Annotated in this window: 17 protein-coding genes; 14 read left to right on the top strand and 3 right to left on the bottom strand. The window is 57.8% G+C overall.

Annotated features, from left to right (window positions below; all coding sequences use genetic code 11):
* The first annotated feature begins 144 nt into the window (after window positions 1-144).
* Both ACP7B3_RS25150 and ACP7B3_RS25145 read left to right on the top strand, forming a co-directional pair.
* On the top strand, window positions 145-579 hold the full coding sequence (locus ACP7B3_RS25150) for a type II toxin-antitoxin system RatA family toxin (protein WP_124418492.1): 435 nt from the start codon (window positions 145-147) through the stop codon (window positions 577-579).
* Entirely contained in the window at window positions 572-874 is a 303-nt protein-coding gene (locus ACP7B3_RS25145; RefSeq protein WP_426181629.1) for an RnfH family protein, read from the top strand. Before ACP7B3_RS25150 ends, ACP7B3_RS25145 begins: the two co-directional genes overlap by 8 nt.
* 65 nt (window positions 875-939) lie before the next feature.
* Here the strand turns inward: ACP7B3_RS25145 and ACP7B3_RS25140 are convergent, their stop codons facing one another.
* On the bottom strand, window positions 940-1,467 hold the full coding sequence (locus tag ACP7B3_RS25140; RefSeq protein WP_106579266.1) for an outer membrane protein assembly factor BamE: 528 nt from the start codon (window positions 1,465-1,467) through the stop codon (window positions 940-942).
* A 98-nt stretch (window positions 1,468-1,565) separates the two neighbouring features.
* Between ACP7B3_RS25140 and fur the strand changes: the two genes are divergently transcribed.
* Complete coding sequence (gene fur / locus ACP7B3_RS25135) at window positions 1,566-1,970, top strand: ferric iron uptake transcriptional regulator (RefSeq protein ID WP_024077449.1); 405 nt, start codon at window positions 1,566-1,568, stop codon at window positions 1,968-1,970.
* Between the two features lie 87 nt (window positions 1,971-2,057).
* Here fur and recN read toward each other — a convergent pair whose 3' ends face one another.
* On the bottom strand, window positions 2,058-3,731 hold the full coding sequence (recN, locus tag ACP7B3_RS25130; RefSeq protein WP_426181626.1) for a DNA repair protein RecN: 1,674 nt from the start codon (window positions 3,729-3,731) through the stop codon (window positions 2,058-2,060).
* Window positions 3,732-3,985: 254 nt separating this feature from the next.
* Here recN and grpE point away from each other — a divergent pair, with 254 nt between their 5' ends.
* From grpE to ACP7B3_RS25090, 8 genes are all read left to right on the top strand, one after another.
* Window positions 3,986-4,546, top strand: coding sequence for a nucleotide exchange factor GrpE (grpE, locus tag ACP7B3_RS25125; RefSeq protein ID WP_017139264.1), 561 nt, complete (start codon window positions 3,986-3,988; stop codon window positions 4,544-4,546).
* A gap of 102 nt (window positions 4,547-4,648) precedes the next feature.
* Window positions 4,649-6,565 carry a molecular chaperone DnaK gene (gene dnaK / locus ACP7B3_RS25120; protein ID WP_106579264.1) on the top strand — a complete coding sequence of 639 codons (1,917 nt, stop codon included), beginning with the start codon at window positions 4,649-4,651 and terminating at the stop codon, window positions 6,563-6,565.
* Window positions 6,566-6,881: 316 nt separating this feature from the next.
* On the top strand, window positions 6,882-8,006 hold the full coding sequence (dnaJ, locus tag ACP7B3_RS25115) for a molecular chaperone DnaJ (protein ID WP_426181622.1): 1,125 nt from the start codon (window positions 6,882-6,884) through the stop codon (window positions 8,004-8,006).
* A gap of 10 nt (window positions 8,007-8,016) precedes the next feature.
* Window positions 8,017-8,823 carry a 4-hydroxy-tetrahydrodipicolinate reductase gene (gene dapB, locus ACP7B3_RS25110; protein WP_242200398.1) on the top strand — a complete coding sequence of 269 codons (807 nt, stop codon included), beginning with the start codon at window positions 8,017-8,019 and terminating at the stop codon, window positions 8,821-8,823.
* A gap of 259 nt (window positions 8,824-9,082) precedes the next feature.
* Window positions 9,083-10,219 carry a glutamine-hydrolyzing carbamoyl-phosphate synthase small subunit gene (carA, locus tag ACP7B3_RS25105; RefSeq protein ID WP_124418491.1) on the top strand — a complete coding sequence of 379 codons (1,137 nt, stop codon included), beginning with the start codon at window positions 9,083-9,085 and terminating at the stop codon, window positions 10,217-10,219.
* 105 nt (window positions 10,220-10,324) lie between these two features.
* Window positions 10,325-13,546 (top strand): carbamoyl-phosphate synthase large subunit, encoded by a 3,222-nt coding sequence (carB, locus tag ACP7B3_RS25100; RefSeq protein WP_145162157.1) that lies wholly within the window; start codon window positions 10,325-10,327, stop codon window positions 13,544-13,546.
* A complete protein-coding gene (greA, locus tag ACP7B3_RS25095; protein ID WP_083356716.1) occupies window positions 13,543-14,019 on the top strand; it encodes a transcription elongation factor GreA in 477 nt (158 codons plus the stop codon). Before carB ends, greA begins: the two co-directional genes overlap by 4 nt.
* A gap of 28 nt (window positions 14,020-14,047) precedes the next feature.
* Window positions 14,048-14,452 carry an MFS transporter gene (locus ACP7B3_RS25090; protein WP_106579259.1) on the top strand — a complete coding sequence of 135 codons (405 nt, stop codon included), beginning with the start codon at window positions 14,048-14,050 and terminating at the stop codon, window positions 14,450-14,452.
* 8 nt (window positions 14,453-14,460) lie between these two features.
* On the opposite strand, the gene ACP7B3_RS25085 is transcribed toward ACP7B3_RS25090, so the two are convergent.
* Window positions 14,461-14,769 (bottom strand): YhbY family RNA-binding protein, encoded by a 309-nt coding sequence (locus ACP7B3_RS25085; protein ID WP_106579258.1) that lies wholly within the window; start codon window positions 14,767-14,769, stop codon window positions 14,461-14,463.
* A gap of 106 nt (window positions 14,770-14,875) precedes the next feature.
* On the opposite strand from ACP7B3_RS25085, the gene rlmE reads away from it, so the two are divergent.
* The 3 genes from rlmE to folP all read left to right on the top strand — a co-directional run bounded on the left by rlmE (window position 14,876) and on the right by folP (window position 18,497).
* On the top strand, window positions 14,876-15,526 hold the full coding sequence (gene rlmE / locus ACP7B3_RS25080; protein ID WP_034117848.1) for a 23S rRNA (uridine(2552)-2'-O)-methyltransferase RlmE: 651 nt from the start codon (window positions 14,876-14,878) through the stop codon (window positions 15,524-15,526).
* 200 nt (window positions 15,527-15,726) lie between these two features.
* Window positions 15,727-17,637 carry an ATP-dependent zinc metalloprotease FtsH gene (ftsH, locus tag ACP7B3_RS25075; protein ID WP_426181614.1) on the top strand — a complete coding sequence of 637 codons (1,911 nt, stop codon included), beginning with the start codon at window positions 15,727-15,729 and terminating at the stop codon, window positions 17,635-17,637.
* 8 nt (window positions 17,638-17,645) lie between these two features.
* On the top strand, window positions 17,646-18,497 hold the full coding sequence (gene folP / locus ACP7B3_RS25070; protein ID WP_145162154.1) for a dihydropteroate synthase: 852 nt from the start codon (window positions 17,646-17,648) through the stop codon (window positions 18,495-18,497).
* Window positions 18,498-18,512 lie beyond the last annotated feature (15 nt).

Raw genomic sequence — 18,512 nt, 5'->3', positions numbered from 1 at the left:
GCGAGCGTGTCGGCTACGGTCAACCTGCGTGCTTGAGCGTGTTGGACGAATCCCGGACAATACCGGCAGTTCTTTGGTTTTTTTCTCTCGCGGATTGGGCTGTTCTTTCGCGATGTTTGCCTCAGCAGTGGAAGTAACGCTCACATGACGACGCATATTCAACGTTCGGCTTTATTGCCTTATCCGGCGCAGGCGCTCTATGACCTGGTCAATGACGTGGCGCGTTACCCGGAATTCCTGCCATGGTGCAACACCGCCGAGGTACTGGAGAGCAGTGATGAGCACATGGTTGCCAGTGTCGGTGTGGCCAAAGGTGGCCTTAGCCAGCATTTTGTTACGCGCAATGTGTTGGTCCCTGGGCAATCCATCGAAATGAATTTGCAAGAGGGGCCGTTCACCCAGCTTCATGGGGTATGGGTGTTCAAGGCGCTGACTGACAAGGCCTGCAAGATCAGCCTGGACCTGTCTTTTGATTATGCGGGGCCGATTGTGCGGGCAACGTTGGGGCCGTTGTTCAACCAGGCGGCCAATACGCTGGTGGACGCGTTCTGCCAGCGGGCCAAGCAACTGCATGGTTGAGATTGAGGTGGTGTATGCCGCCGAAGACCGCCAGGTCTTGTTGGCGATCACGGTGCCGGCGGGCACAAGCCTGAGGGCTGCGGTGCAGGCGTCGGGTATCGCGGTGCACTTTCCAGCAGTGGCATGGGCTGATTGCCCTTTGGGCATATTCGGCAAGGTAGTTGCGGATGCGGATACGCGCGCTGTGCAGCCGGGTGACCGTATCGAGATTTACCGGCCCTTGCTGGCAGACCCCAAGGAAGTACGCAGGCTGCGCGCGGCCAAGGCGGCGATAGCCCGGCAGAAAATTTCATGACCCCCTGCTAAAAGGCAGGCAACAAAAAGCCCGGCATGCCGGGCTTTTTATCGAGCGCCGCAAACTTACTGCGGGCCGGTGTCCAGAGGCTGAGGCGTCGGGACTGGAACGGTTTGCACGCCGTCCACGTCCTTCTGGATCTGATCCAGCAAGGAGCCTGGCTTGGCCGGCACTTCAGACTTCGGCTTCTCTGCTTCCTGCGCGGGCGCAGTCACATTGGTGCCGTTGTCCTTGCCCAGCAAGGCTTCATCACGGCTTACGCCAGGCATGAAGTCACCGGACAGGCTGACAAGCTGGTCATTGCCATTGAAGATGACACTGACGCGTTCCTGCTGGCGTTCACCGCCACCAGGCTGGATGCTGTAGAGATAATCCCAGCGATCGGCATGAAAAGTGTCGGTCAGCAGGGGGTTGCCCATAATAAACCGTACTTGCCGTCGGGTCATTCCCGGGCGTAACTGGTCTATCATGTCCTGCGTGACGACATTGCCCTGCTGGATGTCGATTTTGTAAACCCCGGGGAATGAACAACCGGCGAGTGCGAGCAGTCCCACAAGGGTGAAACTGGTTAGCAAGAGCTTGGTGTTTTGCATCGGTGGGCGACTTCCACTATCTTGGCTGGGACAACGTAAACGCCGATCATACCCGTATTAAGAGAAGCTGCGAAGCAGCATCCGCGAGAAAGCTAACCATGGTTGAAAATAGCGAACTACGCAAAGCCGGTCTTAAAGTGACTCTGCCACGAGTCAAGATTCTACAAATGCTCGATTCTGCTGAGCAGCGCCACATGAGTGCCGAGGATGTTTACAAGGCGCTGATGGAGTCTAACGAGGACGTTGGCCTGGCCACGGTTTACCGTGTGCTGACCCAGTTTGAAGCCGCAGGGCTGGTGGTTCGTCATAATTTCGACGGCGGTCATGCGGTGTTCGAATTGGCTGACGGTGGTCATCACGATCACATGGTTGACCTGGATACCAACGAGGTTATCGAGTTCACCAGTCCGGAAATCGAGAAGCTCCAGAAGGCTATCGCCGAAGAGCATGGTTTCGATTTGGTGGACCATAATCTGGTGCTGTACATCCGTAAGAAAAAGTAAAAATCGACGCAGATTTGCTCTGCAAAACGATTGAAGGCGACCCTAGGGTCGCCTTCGTGCTTTCTAAATAGAAGAAATTACCGGGTTTTAGGCCTTGGCTGCCACGACCATTTTCTTCGCGTGGGCCAAAGACTCTTTGGTCAGGTCGATCCCGCCCAGCATCCGCGCCACTTCTTCCACACGTTCCGACTTGTTCAGTTTGGAGACGGCCGTGTGGGTCGCATCGCTGCCGCGTACTTTATGTACAAACAGGTGCTGATGCCCTTGAGCGGCCACTTGCGGCAAGTGGGTCACGGTCAAGACCTGCCCACGTTCGCCCAGGCGGCGCAGCAATTGGCCAACAATTTCCGCAGTCGGCCCGCCGATACCCACGTCTACTTCATCGAATACCAGTGTGGGTACCCGTGAGGTTTGCGCGGTAATGACCTGGATCGCCAGGCTGATTCGCGACAGCTCGCCGCCAGACGCCACTTTCGCCAACGCCTTGAGCGGCTGACCGGGGTTGGCGCTCACCAGCAGCTCCACCTGTTCCAGGCCGTGGGGTTGCAGCTCATTGCTGGTGTTGGCATGCAGTTCGATGGTGAAGCGCCCGCCCGGCATGCCCAGGCGCTGAATTTCCTGTTCTACCGCTGCGGCCAGGCCTGTGGCCGCCTGCTGGCGCAGGTCGCTTAATTCGTGAGCTTTCTCCTGGTAGTGGCGAGCAAAGGAGGCGAGCTCGTCACCGAGGCGCTCAATGGATTCGTCATTCGCGTTCAAGGTTTCGATTTCATCCAGCAACTTCTGCTGCATCGTCGCTACTTCGGTTGGTTGAATTCGATGTTTGCGGGCCAGGGTGTAAATAGTGTCCAGACGTTCTTCGATTTCCTGCAGGCGCGCTGGGTCCGCGTCGAAGTGATCAAGGAAGCGATTCAGTTCGCCCACGGCCTCTTCGACCTGGATCTGTGCGCTGGTCAACAGTGTTGTGGCTTCACTCAGCGAGCCGGACGCGTTGTTCACGCTGGACAGTCGATTGAGGCTGGCGGTCAATGCGTTCAGGACATTGCCCGAATCACTTTCGCTGCACTGCTCCACCACTTGGCGACAGATACCCAGCAGGGTTTCGGCATTGGTGAGGTTCTTGTGCTCCTGCTCGAGCTGCTCCAGCTCGGTTTCGCCAAGGCCCAGGCTTTCGAGCTCTTCAAGCTGATAGCTAAGCAACTGATGGCGAGCGCGCTGCTCGTCGCCGGAATTGGAAAGACGCTCCAGCTCCTGACGAGTCTGACGCCAGCGCTGGGCGGCAAGTTGTACCTGCCGGGCCAGGTCGGTGGCGCCGGCATATTCATCGAGCAGGCGGCGATGGGTATCGGTTTTCAGCAGGGATTGGTGTTCGTGCTGGCTGTGGATATCGATCAGCAGCTCGCCCAGGGCTTTCAAGTCGCCAAGAGGGCAGGGCGTGCCATTGATGTAGCCGCGCGAGCGGCCTTCCGCGGTGATGACCCGGCGCAGGATGCACGGGCCTTCATTATTAAGGTCGCGCTCGGCCAGCCAGGTTTCGGCTTCTGGAATGTCTGCCAGGTCGAAGGTCGCCAGGATATCGGCCTTGTCCGCACCGGGTCGTACCACGCCGCTGTCGGCACGGTCGCCAAGCGTCAGGCCTAGGGCGTCGAGCATGATCGACTTGCCGGCACCGGTTTCGCCTGTGATTACGCTCATCCCGCGATCCAGTTCGAGGTCCAGATGTTCAACGATGGCGTAGTTATGTACAGACAGGTGCACGAGCATGGCGGCCGCTCCGAGGCGTTAGGTCTGGTTATTTATACAGTGTTTTGTTTGAGGCTGACAATCCTGATGCTTAGCTCGATTTGCTTGATTGCAGAAGTTTCTTAGCTCAATGAGGAATGAGTGCGCAGGAATTGATCCAGAGCAGGCGAAAGACTTTTGGTAACGCCTGCGCTCTTGAACCTGGAAATTGTGGCCCCATATACCGGAACAGAAGCGCGAGTTGAGTTCGCGCATGATTTTGAAAGGAGAAATCTATGGCTGACGAACAGACGCAGGATACGCAAACTCCAGACGCCAATTCGGCTGCCGGTGATGAGCTGGCGACTCGTGTGCAAGTGCTCGAAGAGCAATTGGCTGCTGCGCAGGATCAGTCTTTGCGTGTTGCCGCCGATCTGCAGAACGTCCGCCGCCGTGCCGAGCAGGATGTCGAGAAGGCTCACAAATTCGCGTTGGAAAAATTCGCCAATGACCTGCTGCCGATTATCGATAGCCTGGAGCGTGGCCTTGAGCTGTCTAACCCGGACGATGAAAACATCCGCCCGATGCGCGAAGGGATTGAGCTGACGCTGAAAATGTTCCAGGACACCCTCAAGCGTTATCAGCTGGAAGCTATCGATCCGCAAGGCGGCGAGCCGTTCAATGCAGAGCATCACCAAGCCATGGCCATGCAGGAAAGCCATGACCTGGAGCCCAACAGCGTATTGAAAGTGTTCCAGAAGGGTTATCAGCTCAACGGTCGCTTGTTGCGCCCGGCAATGGTGGTGGTGAGCAAGGCTCCTGCACCTGTTGCACCTTCTATTGATGAGCAGGCTTGAAATCAGTCGTAACGGCCCCATCTATAAGTCAAGCGTTTAAGTGCTACCGCAGTTAGCCACCACTGCTGCGGCAACCAAATTAAAGTTTCGGGAGAGTAAATCATGGGCAAAATTATCGGTATCGACCTGGGGACTACCAACTCCTGCGTCTCCGTGCTGGAAAACGGCGTTGCTAAAGTTATCGAAAACGCTGAAGGCGCGCGTACCACGCCGTCGATCATTGCATACGCCAACGACGGTGAAATCCTCGTCGGTCAGTCGGCCAAGCGTCAGGCTGTGACCAACCCGCACAACACCCTGTACGCGGTGAAGCGTCTGATCGGTCGTAAGTTCGACGAAGAAGTCGTACAGAAAGACATCAAGATGGTCCCTTACAAAATCGCCAAGGCTGACAACGGTGACGCTTGGGTTGAAGTAAACGGCCAGAAAATGTCGCCGCCGCAAATCTCGGCTGAAATCTTGAAAAAGATGAAGAAGACCGCCGAAGACTACCTCGGTGAAGCAGTGACTGAAGCGGTGATCACCGTTCCGGCCTACTTCAACGACAGCCAGCGTCAGGCGACTAAAGACGCCGGCCGCATCGCGGGCCTGGACGTAAAACGTATCATCAACGAGCCAACCGCAGCGGCTCTGGCTTACGGTATGGACAAGGCCAAGGGCGACCACACTGTGATCGTTTACGACCTGGGTGGCGGTACTTTCGACGTCTCCGTGATCGAGATCGCTGAAGTTGACGGCGAGCACCAGTTTGAAGTGTTGGCCACCAACGGCGACACCTTCCTGGGCGGCGAAGACTTTGACATTCGTCTGATCGACTACCTCGTTGACGAATTCAAGAAAGAAAGCGGCATGAACCTCAAGGGTGACCCGCTGGCCATGCAGCGCCTGAAAGAAGCCGCTGAGAAAGCCAAGATCGAGCTGTCTTCCGCTCAGTCGACCGACGTGAACCTGCCGTACATCACTGCAGACGCCACCGGTCCTAAGCACTTGAACGTGAAGATCTCGCGTTCCAAGCTGGAAGCACTGGTTGAAGACTTGGTTCAACGCACCATCGAGCCTTGCCGCATCGCGCTGAAAGACTCCGGTATCGACGTTGGCTCGATCAACGACGTGATCCTGGTTGGCGGTCAGACCCGTATGCCACTGGTTCAGAAACTGGTTACCGAGTTCTTCGGCAAAGAAGCCCGTAAGGACGTGAACCCGGACGAAGCCGTTGCCATGGGTGCTGCTATCCAAGGTGCGGTACTGGCCGGTGACGTGAAAGACGTACTGTTGTTGGACGTCAGCCCGCTGACTCTGGGCATCGAAACCATGGGCGGCGTGATGACCGCGCTGATCGAGAAAAACACCACGATTCCTACCAAGAAATCGCAAGTGTTCTCGACTGCCGACGACAATCAGGGCGCTGTGACCATTCACGTGCTGCAAGGTGAGCGTAAGCAAGCGGCGCAGAACAAGTCTCTGGGCAAGTTCGACCTGGCTGAGATTCCGCCAGCACCACGTGGCGTGCCGCAAATTGAAGTGACCTTCGACATCGACGCCAACGGCATTCTGCACGTAGGCGCCAAAGACAAGGCCACAGGCAAAGAGCAGAAGATCACCATCAAGGCCAACTCCGGTCTGTCTGATGAAGAAATTCAACAGATGATTCGTGATGCTGAAGCCAACGCTGATGCAGATGCCAAGTTTGCTGAGCTGGCCGGCGCCCGTAACCAAGGCGATGCCCTGGTTCACTCGACGCGCAAAATGATCTCTGAAGCAGGCGACAAAGTGACTGCTGAAGAGAAAACCGCAATCGAAGCAGCTGTGGTTGCCCTGGAAGCCGCCATCAAAGGCGATGACAAGGCTGCCATCGAAGCCAAGGTTGAGGAGCTGTCGAAAGTTTCCGCACCGGTTGCTCAGAAAATGTACGCCGAACAAGGCCAGCCGGCAGAAGGCGCTGCGCAGCACGCAGAGCCTGAAGCCAAGCACGACGATGTTGTCGATGCCGAGTTCGAAGAAGTTAAAGACCAGAAGTAAGTTGGTCGCCCGGTTGACCGCTATCAAGCGGTGACTGGTAGGATGTCGCCGCGCGGGAGCTTGCTCCCGCGTTGGCGTGTCTGGGGTATGCGAATTTTTACAACATGCGACAAGGTTCGGATGTTGGCGGTGTGACTGGGAATGCTCCTGCTTCCTGGCAACAGTCACCGCGTTTTTGGCCGGCTCCCTGGCTAAAAGCAGTTATGACCAGGATCGTTGAATTGACGTGAGTTGGGTCCGGGCCTGTATTGGGGCTCAACGAGTTTGGCAAGGCTCAGGAGGGTCTGGCCGAACGTCCTTAAGAGTGCAAAGACTTATGGCAAAGCGTGACTATTACGAAGTGTTGGGTGTGGAGCGTGGCTCCAGCGAGGCGGACCTGAAAAAGGCTTACCGTCGCCTGGCGATGAAGCACCACCCGGACCGTAATCCGGATAGCAAAGAATCCGAAGAGCTGTTCAAAGAGGCCAATGAGGCCTACGAGTGCCTGTCTGATCCCAACAAGCGTGCGGCCTACGACCAGTATGGTCATGCGGGGGTTGACCCAAGCATGGGCGGCGGCGGTGCTGGCTTTGGTGGTCAGAATTTCTCCGATATTTTCGGCGACGTATTCAGCGACTTCTTCGGCGGTGGCCGTGGCGGCCAGCGTGGCGGCGCTCAGCGTGGCAGCGATTTGCGCTACACCCTGGAGCTGAACCTGGAAGAAGCCGTGCGCGGCACCAGCGTCAATATCCGTGTGCCGACGCTGGTCAATTGCAAGCCGTGCGATGGCTCGGGCGCCAAGAAAGGCTCTTCGCCGATCACGTGCCCAACCTGTGGCGGTGTCGGCCAGGTGCGTATGCAGCAGGGCTTCTTCTCGGTGCAGCAGACCTGCCCGCGTTGCCATGGTCAGGGCAAGATCATTTCTGATCCGTGCAACTCCTGCCACGGCGAAGGCCGCGTAGAAGAGTACAAGACCCTCTCGGTGAAGGTGCCGGCGGGTGTCGATACCGGTGATCGCATTCGTCTGTCGGGCGAAGGTGAGGCGGGGACTCAAGGTGGGCCTACGGGCGACCTGTATGTGGTGATCAATGTGCGCGAGCACTCGATCTTCCAGCGCGATGGCAAACACCTGTTCTGTGAAGTGCCGATCAGCTTTGTCGATGCGGCCCTGGGTGGCGAGTTGGAGATTCCGACGCTGGACGGTCGGGTCAAACTCAAGATTCCTGAAGGTACGCAGACCGGCAAACAGTTCCGTATTCGTGGCAAAGGCGTTGCGCCGGTACGCGGTGGCGGTGCTGGCGACCTGATGTGTCGCGTGGCGGTGGAAACACCGGTCAACCTCGGGCGTCGTCAGCGTGAACTGCTGGAAGAGTTCCGCAGTTCGTTGGAAGGTGATGACTCCCATTCGCCGAAAACCGCCGGCTTTTTCGATGGCGTGAAGCGCTTCTTCGGCGACCTGTAAGGAAGTGAGTATGCGACGTATAGCCGTAATGGGCGCTGCCGGGCGCATGGGCAAGACGCTGGTTGAAGCGGTGCAGCAGCGCTCGCCGGCCTCCGGGCTGACGGCGGCGATTGTCCGCCCGGGCAGCACGTTGATCGGTGCGGATGCAGGTGAGCTGGCCTCGCTGGGGCGCATCGGCGTTTCGTTGTCGGGCAACCTGGAGCAGGTGGCTGACGAGTTCGACGTGCTGATCGATTTCACCCTGCCGGAGGTGATGCTGAAAAACCTGGCGTTCTGCCGCAAGGCGGGCAAAGCCATGGTGATCGGTACTACGGGCTTGAGTGCTGAGCAGAAGCAGTTGCTGGTGGAGGCGGGCAAGGATATTCCAATCGTCTTCGCTGCCAATTTCAGTGTGGGCGTGAACCTGTCGCTCAAGTTGCTGGACCTGGCCGCTCGCGTGCTGGGTGATGAGGCGGATATCGAGATCATCGAGACCCATCATCGCCACAAGATCGACGCGCCGTCGGGTACCGCATTGCGCATGGGCGAAGCCATCGCCGATGCGCTGGGGCGTGATCTGTCGAAAGTCGCGGTGTATGGCCGTGAAGGTCATACCGGGGCGCGTGCACGTGACACCATCGGTTTTGCCACTGTGCGCGGTGGCGATGTGGTGGGTGATCACACTGTGTTGTTCGCCTCCGAAGGCGAGCGCTTTGAGATCACGCACAAAGCCTCAAGCCGCATGACATTCGCCAAGGGTGCGGTACGTGCCGCCCTTTGGTTGGAAGGTCGTGAAGCGGGGCTGTACGACATGCGTGATGTGCTGGATCTGCACTAATCAGTAGCTAAAACGGGGCCTCAGGATTATCCTGAGGCCCCGTTTTTACCCGCTAGGCGACTTCCTGTCGCATTCCCCTGCCTTTAAGGCTCATTAGCGGTGGACCAAAAAAGCCTTTTTCTGTAAGCTACAGCTTTAGTGTGTCCACTAAAAGCGCGCAGAATAATTCAGTGAAGAAGCGGGGTGACGTGTCCATACGTCACTCCGCTTTTTTACAACCTGCGATCGCCCTTTCAGGCTTTATTTACGGGAGGTCTTCTTGACTAAGCCAGCCATACTCGCCCTTGCTGATGGCAGCATTTTTCGCGGCGAAGCCATTGGAGCCGACGGTCAAACCGTTGGAGAGGTAGTGTTTAACACTGCCATGACCGGCTATCAGGAAATCCTTACCGATCCTTCCTACGCCCAACAGATTGTTACCCTGACCTATCCGCACATCGGCAACACCGGTACTACACCGGAAGACGTCGAGTCTGATCGTGTCTGGTCGGCTGGTCTGGTCATTCGTGACCTGCCGCTGGTTGCGAGCAACTGGCGTAACACGATGTCGCTGTCCGATTACCTGAAAGCCAACAATGTTGTGGCAATCGCCGGTATCGACACGCGCCGCCTGACACGCATCCTGCGTGAAAAAGGCTCGCAGAACGGCTGCATCATGGCGGGTGACAATATTTCCGAAGAAGCGGCGATTGCCGCAGCGCAAGGCTTCCCTGGCCTGAAAGGCATGGACCTGGCGAAAGTTGTCAGCACCAAAGAGCAGTACGAGTGGCGCTCCACTGTCTGGGACTTGAAGACCGACAGCCACGAGACCATCGCCGCTGCCGACCTGCAATACCACGTGGTCGCCTACGACTACGGGATCAAGTACAACATCCTGCGCATGCTGGTTGAGCGCGGTTGCCGCGTGACCGTGGTGCCGGCGCAAACCCCGGCCAGCGACGTGCTGGCCCTGCAGCCGGACGGTGTGTTCCTGTCCAACGGCCCGGGTGACCCCGAGCCTTGCGACTACGCCATCAAAGCGATCAAGGAAGTGCTGGAAACCGAGATTCCGGTATTCGGTATCTGCCTCGGTCACCAGCTGCTGGCCCTGGCCTCCGGCGCCAAGACCCTGAAAATGGGTCACGGCCACCACGGCGCCAACCACCCTGTGCAAGACCTGGACACTGGCGTTGTGATGATCACCAGCCAGAACCATGGTTTTGCGGTGGATGAAGCGACTTTGCCGGCTAACGTTCGCGCTATTCACAAGTCGCTGTTCGACGGTTCCCTGCAAGGCATCGAGCGCACCGACAAGAGCGCGTTCAGCTTCCAGGGCCACCCTGAAGCCAGCCCGGGCCCGAACGACGTAGCGCCGCTGTTCGACCGTTTCATCAATGAGATGGCCAAGCGACGCTGACTGAGCGGCCTGCGGGCGGCCCCGAATGTCGGTGGCCCCCGCAGGCTCTTCAAAGAGTGTTCAAGACGGCTTGCCGACTGACCTGCGGATTTGAGTGACAAACCCATGCCAAAACGTACAGACATAAAAAGCATCCTGATTCTCGGCGCTGGCCCGATCGTGATCGGCCAGGCCTGCGAATTCGACTACTCCGGCGCCCAGGCCTGTAAAGCCCTGCGCGAAGAGGGTTACCGCGTCATCCTGGTGAACTCCAACCCGGCCACCATCATGACCGACCCGGACATGGCCGACGCCACCTACATCGAGCCGATCAAGTGGCAGACCGTTGCCAAGATTATCGAGAAAGAGCGTCCGGACGCGCTGCTGCCAACCATGGGCGGCCAGACCGCACTGAACTGCGCCCTGGACCTGGAGCGCGAAGGCGTCCTGGAAAAATTCGGCGTAGAGATGATCGGCGCCAACGCCGACACCATCGACAAGGCTGAAGACCGCTCGCGTTTCGACAAGGCCATGAAGTCCATCGGCCTGGATTGCCCGCGTTCCGGTATCGCCCATAGCATGGAAGAGGCCAATGCGGTCCTCGAGAAGCTGGGCTTCCCGTGCATCATCCGTCCGTCTTTCACCATGGGCGGCACCGGTGGCGGTATCGCCTACAACCGTGAAGAGTTCGAAGAAATCTGCGCCCGTGGTCTGGACCTGTCGCCGACCAAAGAGCTGCTGATCGACGAATCCCTGATCGGCTGGAAAGAGTACGAGATGGAGGTTGTCCGCGACAAAAAGGACAACTGCATCATCGTCTGCTCGATCGAAAACTTCGACCCGATGGGCGTGCACACCGGTGACTCGATCACCGTTGCTCCGGCACAGACCCTGACGGACAAGGAATACCAGATCATGCGTAACGCCTCGTTGGCGGTACTGCGTGAGATCGGCGTTGAAACCGGCGGTTCCAACGTTCAGTTCGGCATCTGCCCGGACACCGGTCGTATGGTCGTGATCGAGATGAACCCGCGTGTATCGCGTTCTTCGGCGCTGGCATCGAAAGCCACCGGCTTCCCGATTGCGCGTATCGCTGCCAAGCTGGCGATCGGTTACACCCTGGACGAGTTGCAAAACGAAATCACTGGTGGCGCTACGCCGGCATCCTTCGAGCCGTCCATCGACTACGTCGTGACCAAGCTGCCACGGTTTGCCTTCGAGAAGTTCGCCAAGGCTGACGCTCGCCTGACCACCCAGATGAAATCCGTCGGTGAAGTCATGGCCATCGGCCGGACCTTCCAAGAGTCCCTGCAGAAAGCCCTGCGTGGCCTGGAAGTGGGTGTTTGCGGTCTGGACGAGAAGCTCGACCTGAGCAACCCGGAAAGCATGAGCGTGCTCAAGCGCGAGCTGACCGTGCCGGGCGCTGAGCGCATCTGGTACGTGGCCGATGCTTTCCGCGCCGGCATGACTGTCGAACAAATCTTCGGCATGAACATGATCGACCCGTGGTTCCTGGTGCAGATCGAAGATCTGATCAAGGAAGAAGAGAAGGTCAAGACCCTTGGTCTGTCCTCCATCGACCGCGACCTGATGTTCCGCCTCAAGCGCAAAGGTTTCTCCGACCAGCGTCTGGCCAAGCTGCTGGGTGTGACCGAGAAGAACCTGCGCACGCATCGCCACAAGCTGGATATCTTCCCGGTCTACAAGCGCGTTGACACCTGCGCTGCCGAGTTCGCCACGGACACTGCGTACCTGTACTCCACCTATGAGGAGGAGTGCGAAGCCGCACCGTCGGGCCGCGACAAAATCATTATTCTGGGCGGCGGTCCAAACCGTATCGGCCAGGGCATCGAGTTCGACTACTGCTGCGTACACGCCGCTCTCGCCCTGCGCGAAGACGGGTACGAGACCATCATGGTCAACTGCAACCCGGAAACCGTTTCCACTGACTACGACACTTCCGACCGTCTGTACTTCGAGCCGGTCACCCTGGAAGACGTGCTGGAAATCTGCCGCGTCGAGAAGCCAAAAGGCGTGATCGTCCAGTACGGTGGCCAAACTCCGCTGAAACTGGCTCGCGCCCTGGAAGCAGCGGGCGTGCCTATCATCGGCACCAGCCCTGACGCCATCGACCGTGCCGAAGACCGTGAGCGCTTCCAGCAGATGGTTGAGCGCTTGAGTCTGCGTCAGCCGCCTAACGCCACCGTGCGCAGCGAAGACGAAGCCATCCGCGCAGCCAGCAAGATCGGTTACCCGCTGGTGGTGCGTCCGTCCTACGTATTGGGCGGCCGTGCGATGGAAATCGTCTACGAAGAAGAAGAACTCAAGCGTTACCTGCGTGATGCGGTGAAAGTGTCCAACGACAGCCCGGTGCTGCTGGACCACTTCCTCAACTGCGCCATCGAGATGGATGTGGATGCTGTTTGCGATGGCACCGACGTAGTGATCGGCGCGATCATGCAGCACATCGAGCAGGCGGGCGTTCACTCCGGTGACTCCGCATGCTCGCTGCCGCCATACTCGCTGCCGGCGCACATCCAGGACGAGATGCGCGAGCAGGTCAAGAAGATGGCTCTGGAACTGGGCGTGGTCGGCCTGATGAACGTACAGTTGGCGCTGCAAGGCGAAGACATCTACGTCATCGAAGTCAACCCGCGTGCTTCGCGTACCGTGCCATTTGTTTCCAAGTGCATCGGCGTTTCTCTGGCGATGATTGCTGCCCGTGTGATGGCCGGTAAGACCTTGAAGGAAATCGGCTTCACCAAGGAAATCATTCCTAACTTCTACAGCGTGAAAGAGGCGGTGTTCCCCTTCGCCAAATTCCCCGGCGTGGACCCGATCCTGGGCCCAGAGATGAAGTCCACCGGTGAAGTGATGGGCGTGGGCGACACCTTCGGTGAAGCGTTCGCCAAAGCCCAGATGGGTGCAAGCGAAGTGCTGCCGACCGGCGGTACCGCGTTCATCAGTGTGCGGGATGATGACAAGCCGCTGGTTGCAGGCGTGGCCCGTGATCTGATCAACTTGGGCTTTGAAGTCGTGGCCACCGCCGGGACCGCCAAGCTGATCGAAGCTGCCGGCCTGAAAGTGCGTCGCGTGAACAAGGTGACGGAAGGCCGTCCGCACGTGGTCGACATGATCAAGAATGACGAAGTCACCCTGATCATCAACACCACTGAAGGTCGCCAGTCGATCGCGGACTCCTACTCCATTCGTCGTAATGCCTTGCAGCACAAGATCTACTGCACCACTACCATTGCTGCTGGCGAAGCCATCTGCGAAGCGCTCAAGTTCGGTCCGGAAAAGACCGTGCGTCGCTTGCAGGATCTACACGCAGGATTGAAGGCATGACCAAATACCCAATGACCGTCCAGGGCGCCAAGGCCCTGGAAGAGGAACACGCCCATCTGACCAAGGTTGTCCGTCCGAAGCTGAGCCAGGACATCGGTACGGCCCGCGAGCTGGGTGACTTGAAGGAAAACGCTGAATACCATGCTGCTCGCGAGCAGCAAGGTATGGTCGAAGCGCGGATCCGTGACATTGAAGGCCGTATGCAGAACGCGGTGATCATCGACGTCACGACCATCCCGCATACCGGCAAAGTGATTTTCGGTACCACTGTGGAAATCGCCAACGTCGAGACGGATGAGCGCGTTGTTTACCACATCGTCGGCGAGGACGAAGCTGACTTCAAACTCGGCAAGATCTCGGTTGGTTCGCCTCTTGCTCGCGCCTTGATTGCCAAGGAAGAGGGTGATGTGGTGGCGGTGAAAACGCCCGGTGGCGTGATCGAGTACGAGATTGTTGAAGTTCGTCACATCTGAAAGACAGCGCCCGCTTCGTGCGGGCGCCATGCTTTGGCAGCTTGCCCAGATGCTTTGGGTGGGCGGCGTGTGGTTGTTACACATTGGTTTATTGCCGACGCTGGGTCTGATTGGCCTGGCGCCGTTGCTGATCGATGAAATCGACGGATTGCTCAGCGCGCTGCTGGTAGGTTTTGCGGCGGCGTGCGTGACGCTCCAGGTGCTGGTGCTGATCAAGGCCGAGGGCTTGGGGAGTTTGTGGCGGGATATTCGCGGCCAACTGCTGTTGATGGCGCTGTACGCATGCGCAATGTTTTGCGTGGTGCATACGTGGCTGCCGGAAGCGTTGCGCTGGCAGTTATTCAGCTATCTTGTGCTAGGGTTCTCCGGCTTGGTGCTGGTTTTACAACCGGCGCCAGGATGGAGTGGCGGGGCGCGCGAAGCACGCCCGTGACCCTTTTGTTACTTGAAGCGGTGTACGTTCGACAGTTGCTTGTTGACGCTGAAGTTCTTGCGATACAGCAGCGCCATCTTGCCGATGACCTGAACCAGATCCGCTTTGCCGACCTTGCACAGTTCTGCAACGGCGGCCAAACGCGCTTCGCGGTCAAGGATGTTGACCTTGATCTTGATCAGTTCGTGATCGCCCAATGCGCGTTCAAGTTCGGCTAACACACCCTCAGTCAAACCGTTGTCTGCCACAATCAGAACTGGTTTCAGATGGTGGCCAATGGATTTGTACTGTTTCTTCTGCTCTTGAGTGAGCGGCATAATCTGACCCCTGCGTCTGATCTTGTAAAAAGCGGCGGCCAGTTTACCCGAGCGAGTCCGGGACCGCCCAGTTAATCACGACCCGTTTTATTTTTCGAGGTGGCCCGTGGCCCGTTCCAAAACTAGCCTTAAGTGGCTGCAAGAGCATTTCAACGATCCTTACGTCAAAAAGGCGCAAAAGGACGGGTACCGTTCGCGGGCCAGCTACAAGCTCCTTGAGATCCAGGACAAGGACAAATTGATTCGCCCCGGCATGAGCGTTATTGACCTTGGCGCGGCCCCTGGTGGCTGGTCCCAAGTGACCAGTCGTCTGATTGGTGGGCAGGGCCGCTTGATCGCTTCCGACATCCTGGAAATGGACAGCATCCCGGATGTGACCTTTGTTCACGGTGACTTCACCCAGGACGCCGTGCTCGCAGAGATCCTCGAGGCAGTGGGAAATTCGCAGGTAGACCTTGTGATTTCCGACATGGCCCCCAATATGAGTGGATTACCGGCCGTCGATATGCCGCGCGCAATGTTCCTGTGTGAACTGGCGCTGGATTTGGCGGGTCGGGTGTTGCGTCCGGGTGGTGATTTTTTGGTGAAAGTCTTCCAGGGCGAAGGTTTTGACGAGTACCACAAGAACATCCGCAAGTTGTTCGACAAGGTGCAAACGCGCAAGCCAGACTCTTCTCGGGACAGGTCTCGGGAGCAATACCTGCTGTGCCGCGGCTTCCGCGGTGTTGAAGGTGCGGCGAGTGAAGAGCGTTTTTAAGGAATTCGAGGAAGGCGATAGGTTTTTTTATATCGCTTTCGTCACGAAGCTTTACGAATATTGTGTAGTCAAAGTTTCACAAAGGGTTACAGACGGCGCCTGCCAGAGTTGTAGGTAATGTAGTAAGTTAGGCCGGTGAATATCATGCGAAGCGCGCGCCAGTAGCGGAGCTTGCTTCAGAGGGTAGTTAATTGAACGATATGGCAAAGAATCTGATCCTGTGGTTGATCATCGCGGCAGTCCTGGTGACGGTGATGAACAACTTCTCCAGCCCTAACGAGCCGCAGACCCTCAACTATTCCGACTTCATCCAGCAAGTTAAGGATGGCAAGGTCGAGCGCGTAGCGGTTGATGGCTACGTGATCACCGGCAAACGCAACGATGGCGACAGCTTCAAGACCATTCGTCCGGCTATCCAGGACAACGGTCTGATCGGCGATCTGGTGGATAACCACGTAGTCGTTGAAGGCAAGCAGCCTGAGCAGCAGAGCATCTGGACTCAACTCCTGGTCGCCAGCTTCCCGATTCTGGTGATTATCGCCGTGTTCATGTTCTTCATGCGCCAGATGCAAGGCGGTGCGGGAGGCAAGGGCGGGCCGATGAGCTTCGGCAAGAGCAAGGCGCGCCTGCTCTCCGAGGATCAGGTCAAGACCACCCTGGCTGACGTTGCAGGTTGCGACGAAGCCAAGGAAGAAGTCGGCGAGCTGGTCGAGTTTCTGCGCGATCCGGGCAAGTTCCAACGCCTGGGCGGCCGTATTCCACGCGGCGTACTGATGGTTGGTCCTCCGGGTACCGGTAAAACCTTGCTGGCCAAGGCGATTGCCGGCGAAGCCAAAGTGCCGTTCTTCACTATTTCCGGTTCTGACTTCGTCGAAATGTTTGTAGGTGTGGGTGCCAGCCGTGTTCGCGATATGTTCGAACAGGCCAAGAAGCACGCACCGTGCATCATCTTCATCGATGAAATCGACGCTGTTGGTCGCCATCGTGGTGCTGGCATGGGTGGCGGTCACGATGAGCGTGAGCAGACCCTCAACCAGTTGCTGGTGGAGATGGACGGCTTCGAAATGAATGACGGCATCATCGTCATTGCTGCAACTAACCGTCCTGACGTATTGGACCCTGCGCTGCTGCGTCCAGGTCGTTTTGACCGTCAGGTCGTGGTTGGCCTGCCGGATATCCGCGGTCGCGAACAGATTCTGAAAGTGCACATGCGCAAAGTGCCGATGGGCGACGATGTGGCGCCTGCCGTGATTGCTCGTGGTACGCCAGGCTTCTCGGGTGCAGACCTTGCCAACCTGGTAAACGAGGCTTCGCTGTTCGCAGCCCGTACCGGTAAACGCATCGTTGAAATGAAAGAGTTCGAGCTGGCAAAAGACAAAATCATGATGGGCGCCGAGCGCAAATCCATGGTCATGTCCGAAAAAGAGAAGCAGAACACCGCTTATCACGAAGCCGGTCACGCCATTGTGGGTCGTGTTGTGCCTGAGCATGACCCGGTCTATAAAGTGTCGATCATCCCTCGTGGTCGCGCGCTGGGTGTCACTATGTTCCTGCCGGAAGAGGATCGTTACAGCCTCTCCAAGCGAGCGCTGATCAGCCAGATCTGCTCGCTGTACGGTGGCCGGATTGCTGAAGAAATGACCTTGGGCTTTGACGGTGTGACCACCGGTGCCTCCAACGACATCATGCGTGCCAGCCAGATTGCACGAAACATGGTGACCAAGTGGGGCTTGTCGGAAAAACTCGGTCCATTGATGTATGCCGAGGAAGATGGTGAAGTGTTCCTGGGGCGTGGCGGCGGCGGTCAAAGCGCCAGCTTCTCCGGTGAGACGGCCAAGCTGATCGACTCCGAGGTGCGCAGCATCATTGACCAGTGCTACGGCACTGCCAAGCAGATCCTGACTGACAACCATGACAAGCTGGATGCCATGGCTGATGCGCTGATGAAGTACGAGACCATTGACGCCGACCAGATCGACGACATCATGGCCGGTCGTACGCCTCGTGAGCCTCGCGACTGGGAAGGCGGTTCAGGCACCTCTGGCACCCCGCCAGTGGTTCAGAACGAACGCCCTGAAACCCCGATCGGTGGCCCTGCGGCTGACCACTAAGGTTTGAAATGACTTCTGCGTCGTCCTCCACCCGGTTGCCTTGCGGCAACCGGGTTCTTGATTTGGCCCATACACACGTCATGGGCATTCTTAATGTAACCCCTGATTCCTTTTCCGACGGCGGCCGTTTCAGTCAGCAGGACGCCGCGTTGCGTCACGCCGAGGCTATGGTGCTGGCGGGGGCAACGTTGATTGATGTTGGTGGCGAATCGACTCGCCCGGGAGCACGTGTTGTTTCTCCCCTGGAGGAGCTGGAGCGCGTCGCGCCGATAGTTGAGCGTATCGCCCGCGAGCTTGATGTGATCATCTCGGTTGATACATCTACGCCGGCGGTAATGCGTGAAACGGCACGCCTGGGGGCGGGCCTGATCAACGATGTGCGCTCCCTGCAGCGAGACGGTGCCCTGGATGCAGCGGCGGCAACCGGTCTGCCGGTGTGCCTGATGCATATGCTGGGAGAGCCCGGCAACATGCAAGACAGCCCGCACTACGACGACCTGGTAGGTGAAGTGAGTGGGTTTCTCGCCGAACGAATCGCTCAGTGCGCCAAAGCGGGAATCGCTGCCGAAAAGATCATCCTTGATCCCGGGTTTGGGTTTGCCAAGACGCTCCAGCACAATTTGAGTCTCTTTAAGCATATAGAAGCCCTGCATGCCCTTGGTCGGCCCTTGTTGGTCGGTGTTTCGCGCAAGAGCATGATAGGGCTGGCCTTGAATCGCCCGGTAGGCGAGCGGCTGTACGGCGGTCTGGCGCTTGCTGCGCTTGCCATGACCAAAGGTGCGCGAATTTTGCGCGTGCATGATGTCGCCGAGACGGTCGACGTGGTGCGTATAATTGCCGCTGTAGAATCAGCCGTATAAGAATGATGGAGCACT

Origin of the sequence: Pseudomonas sp. TWRC1-2 (assembly GCF_049896685.1) — a bacterium.
In the GTDB taxonomy this organism is placed as follows: domain Bacteria; phylum Pseudomonadota; class Gammaproteobacteria; order Pseudomonadales; family Pseudomonadaceae; genus Aquipseudomonas.
The sequence above is the reverse complement of the archived record's forward strand: the minus strand, read 5'-3'. Positions and strand labels throughout refer to the sequence as shown.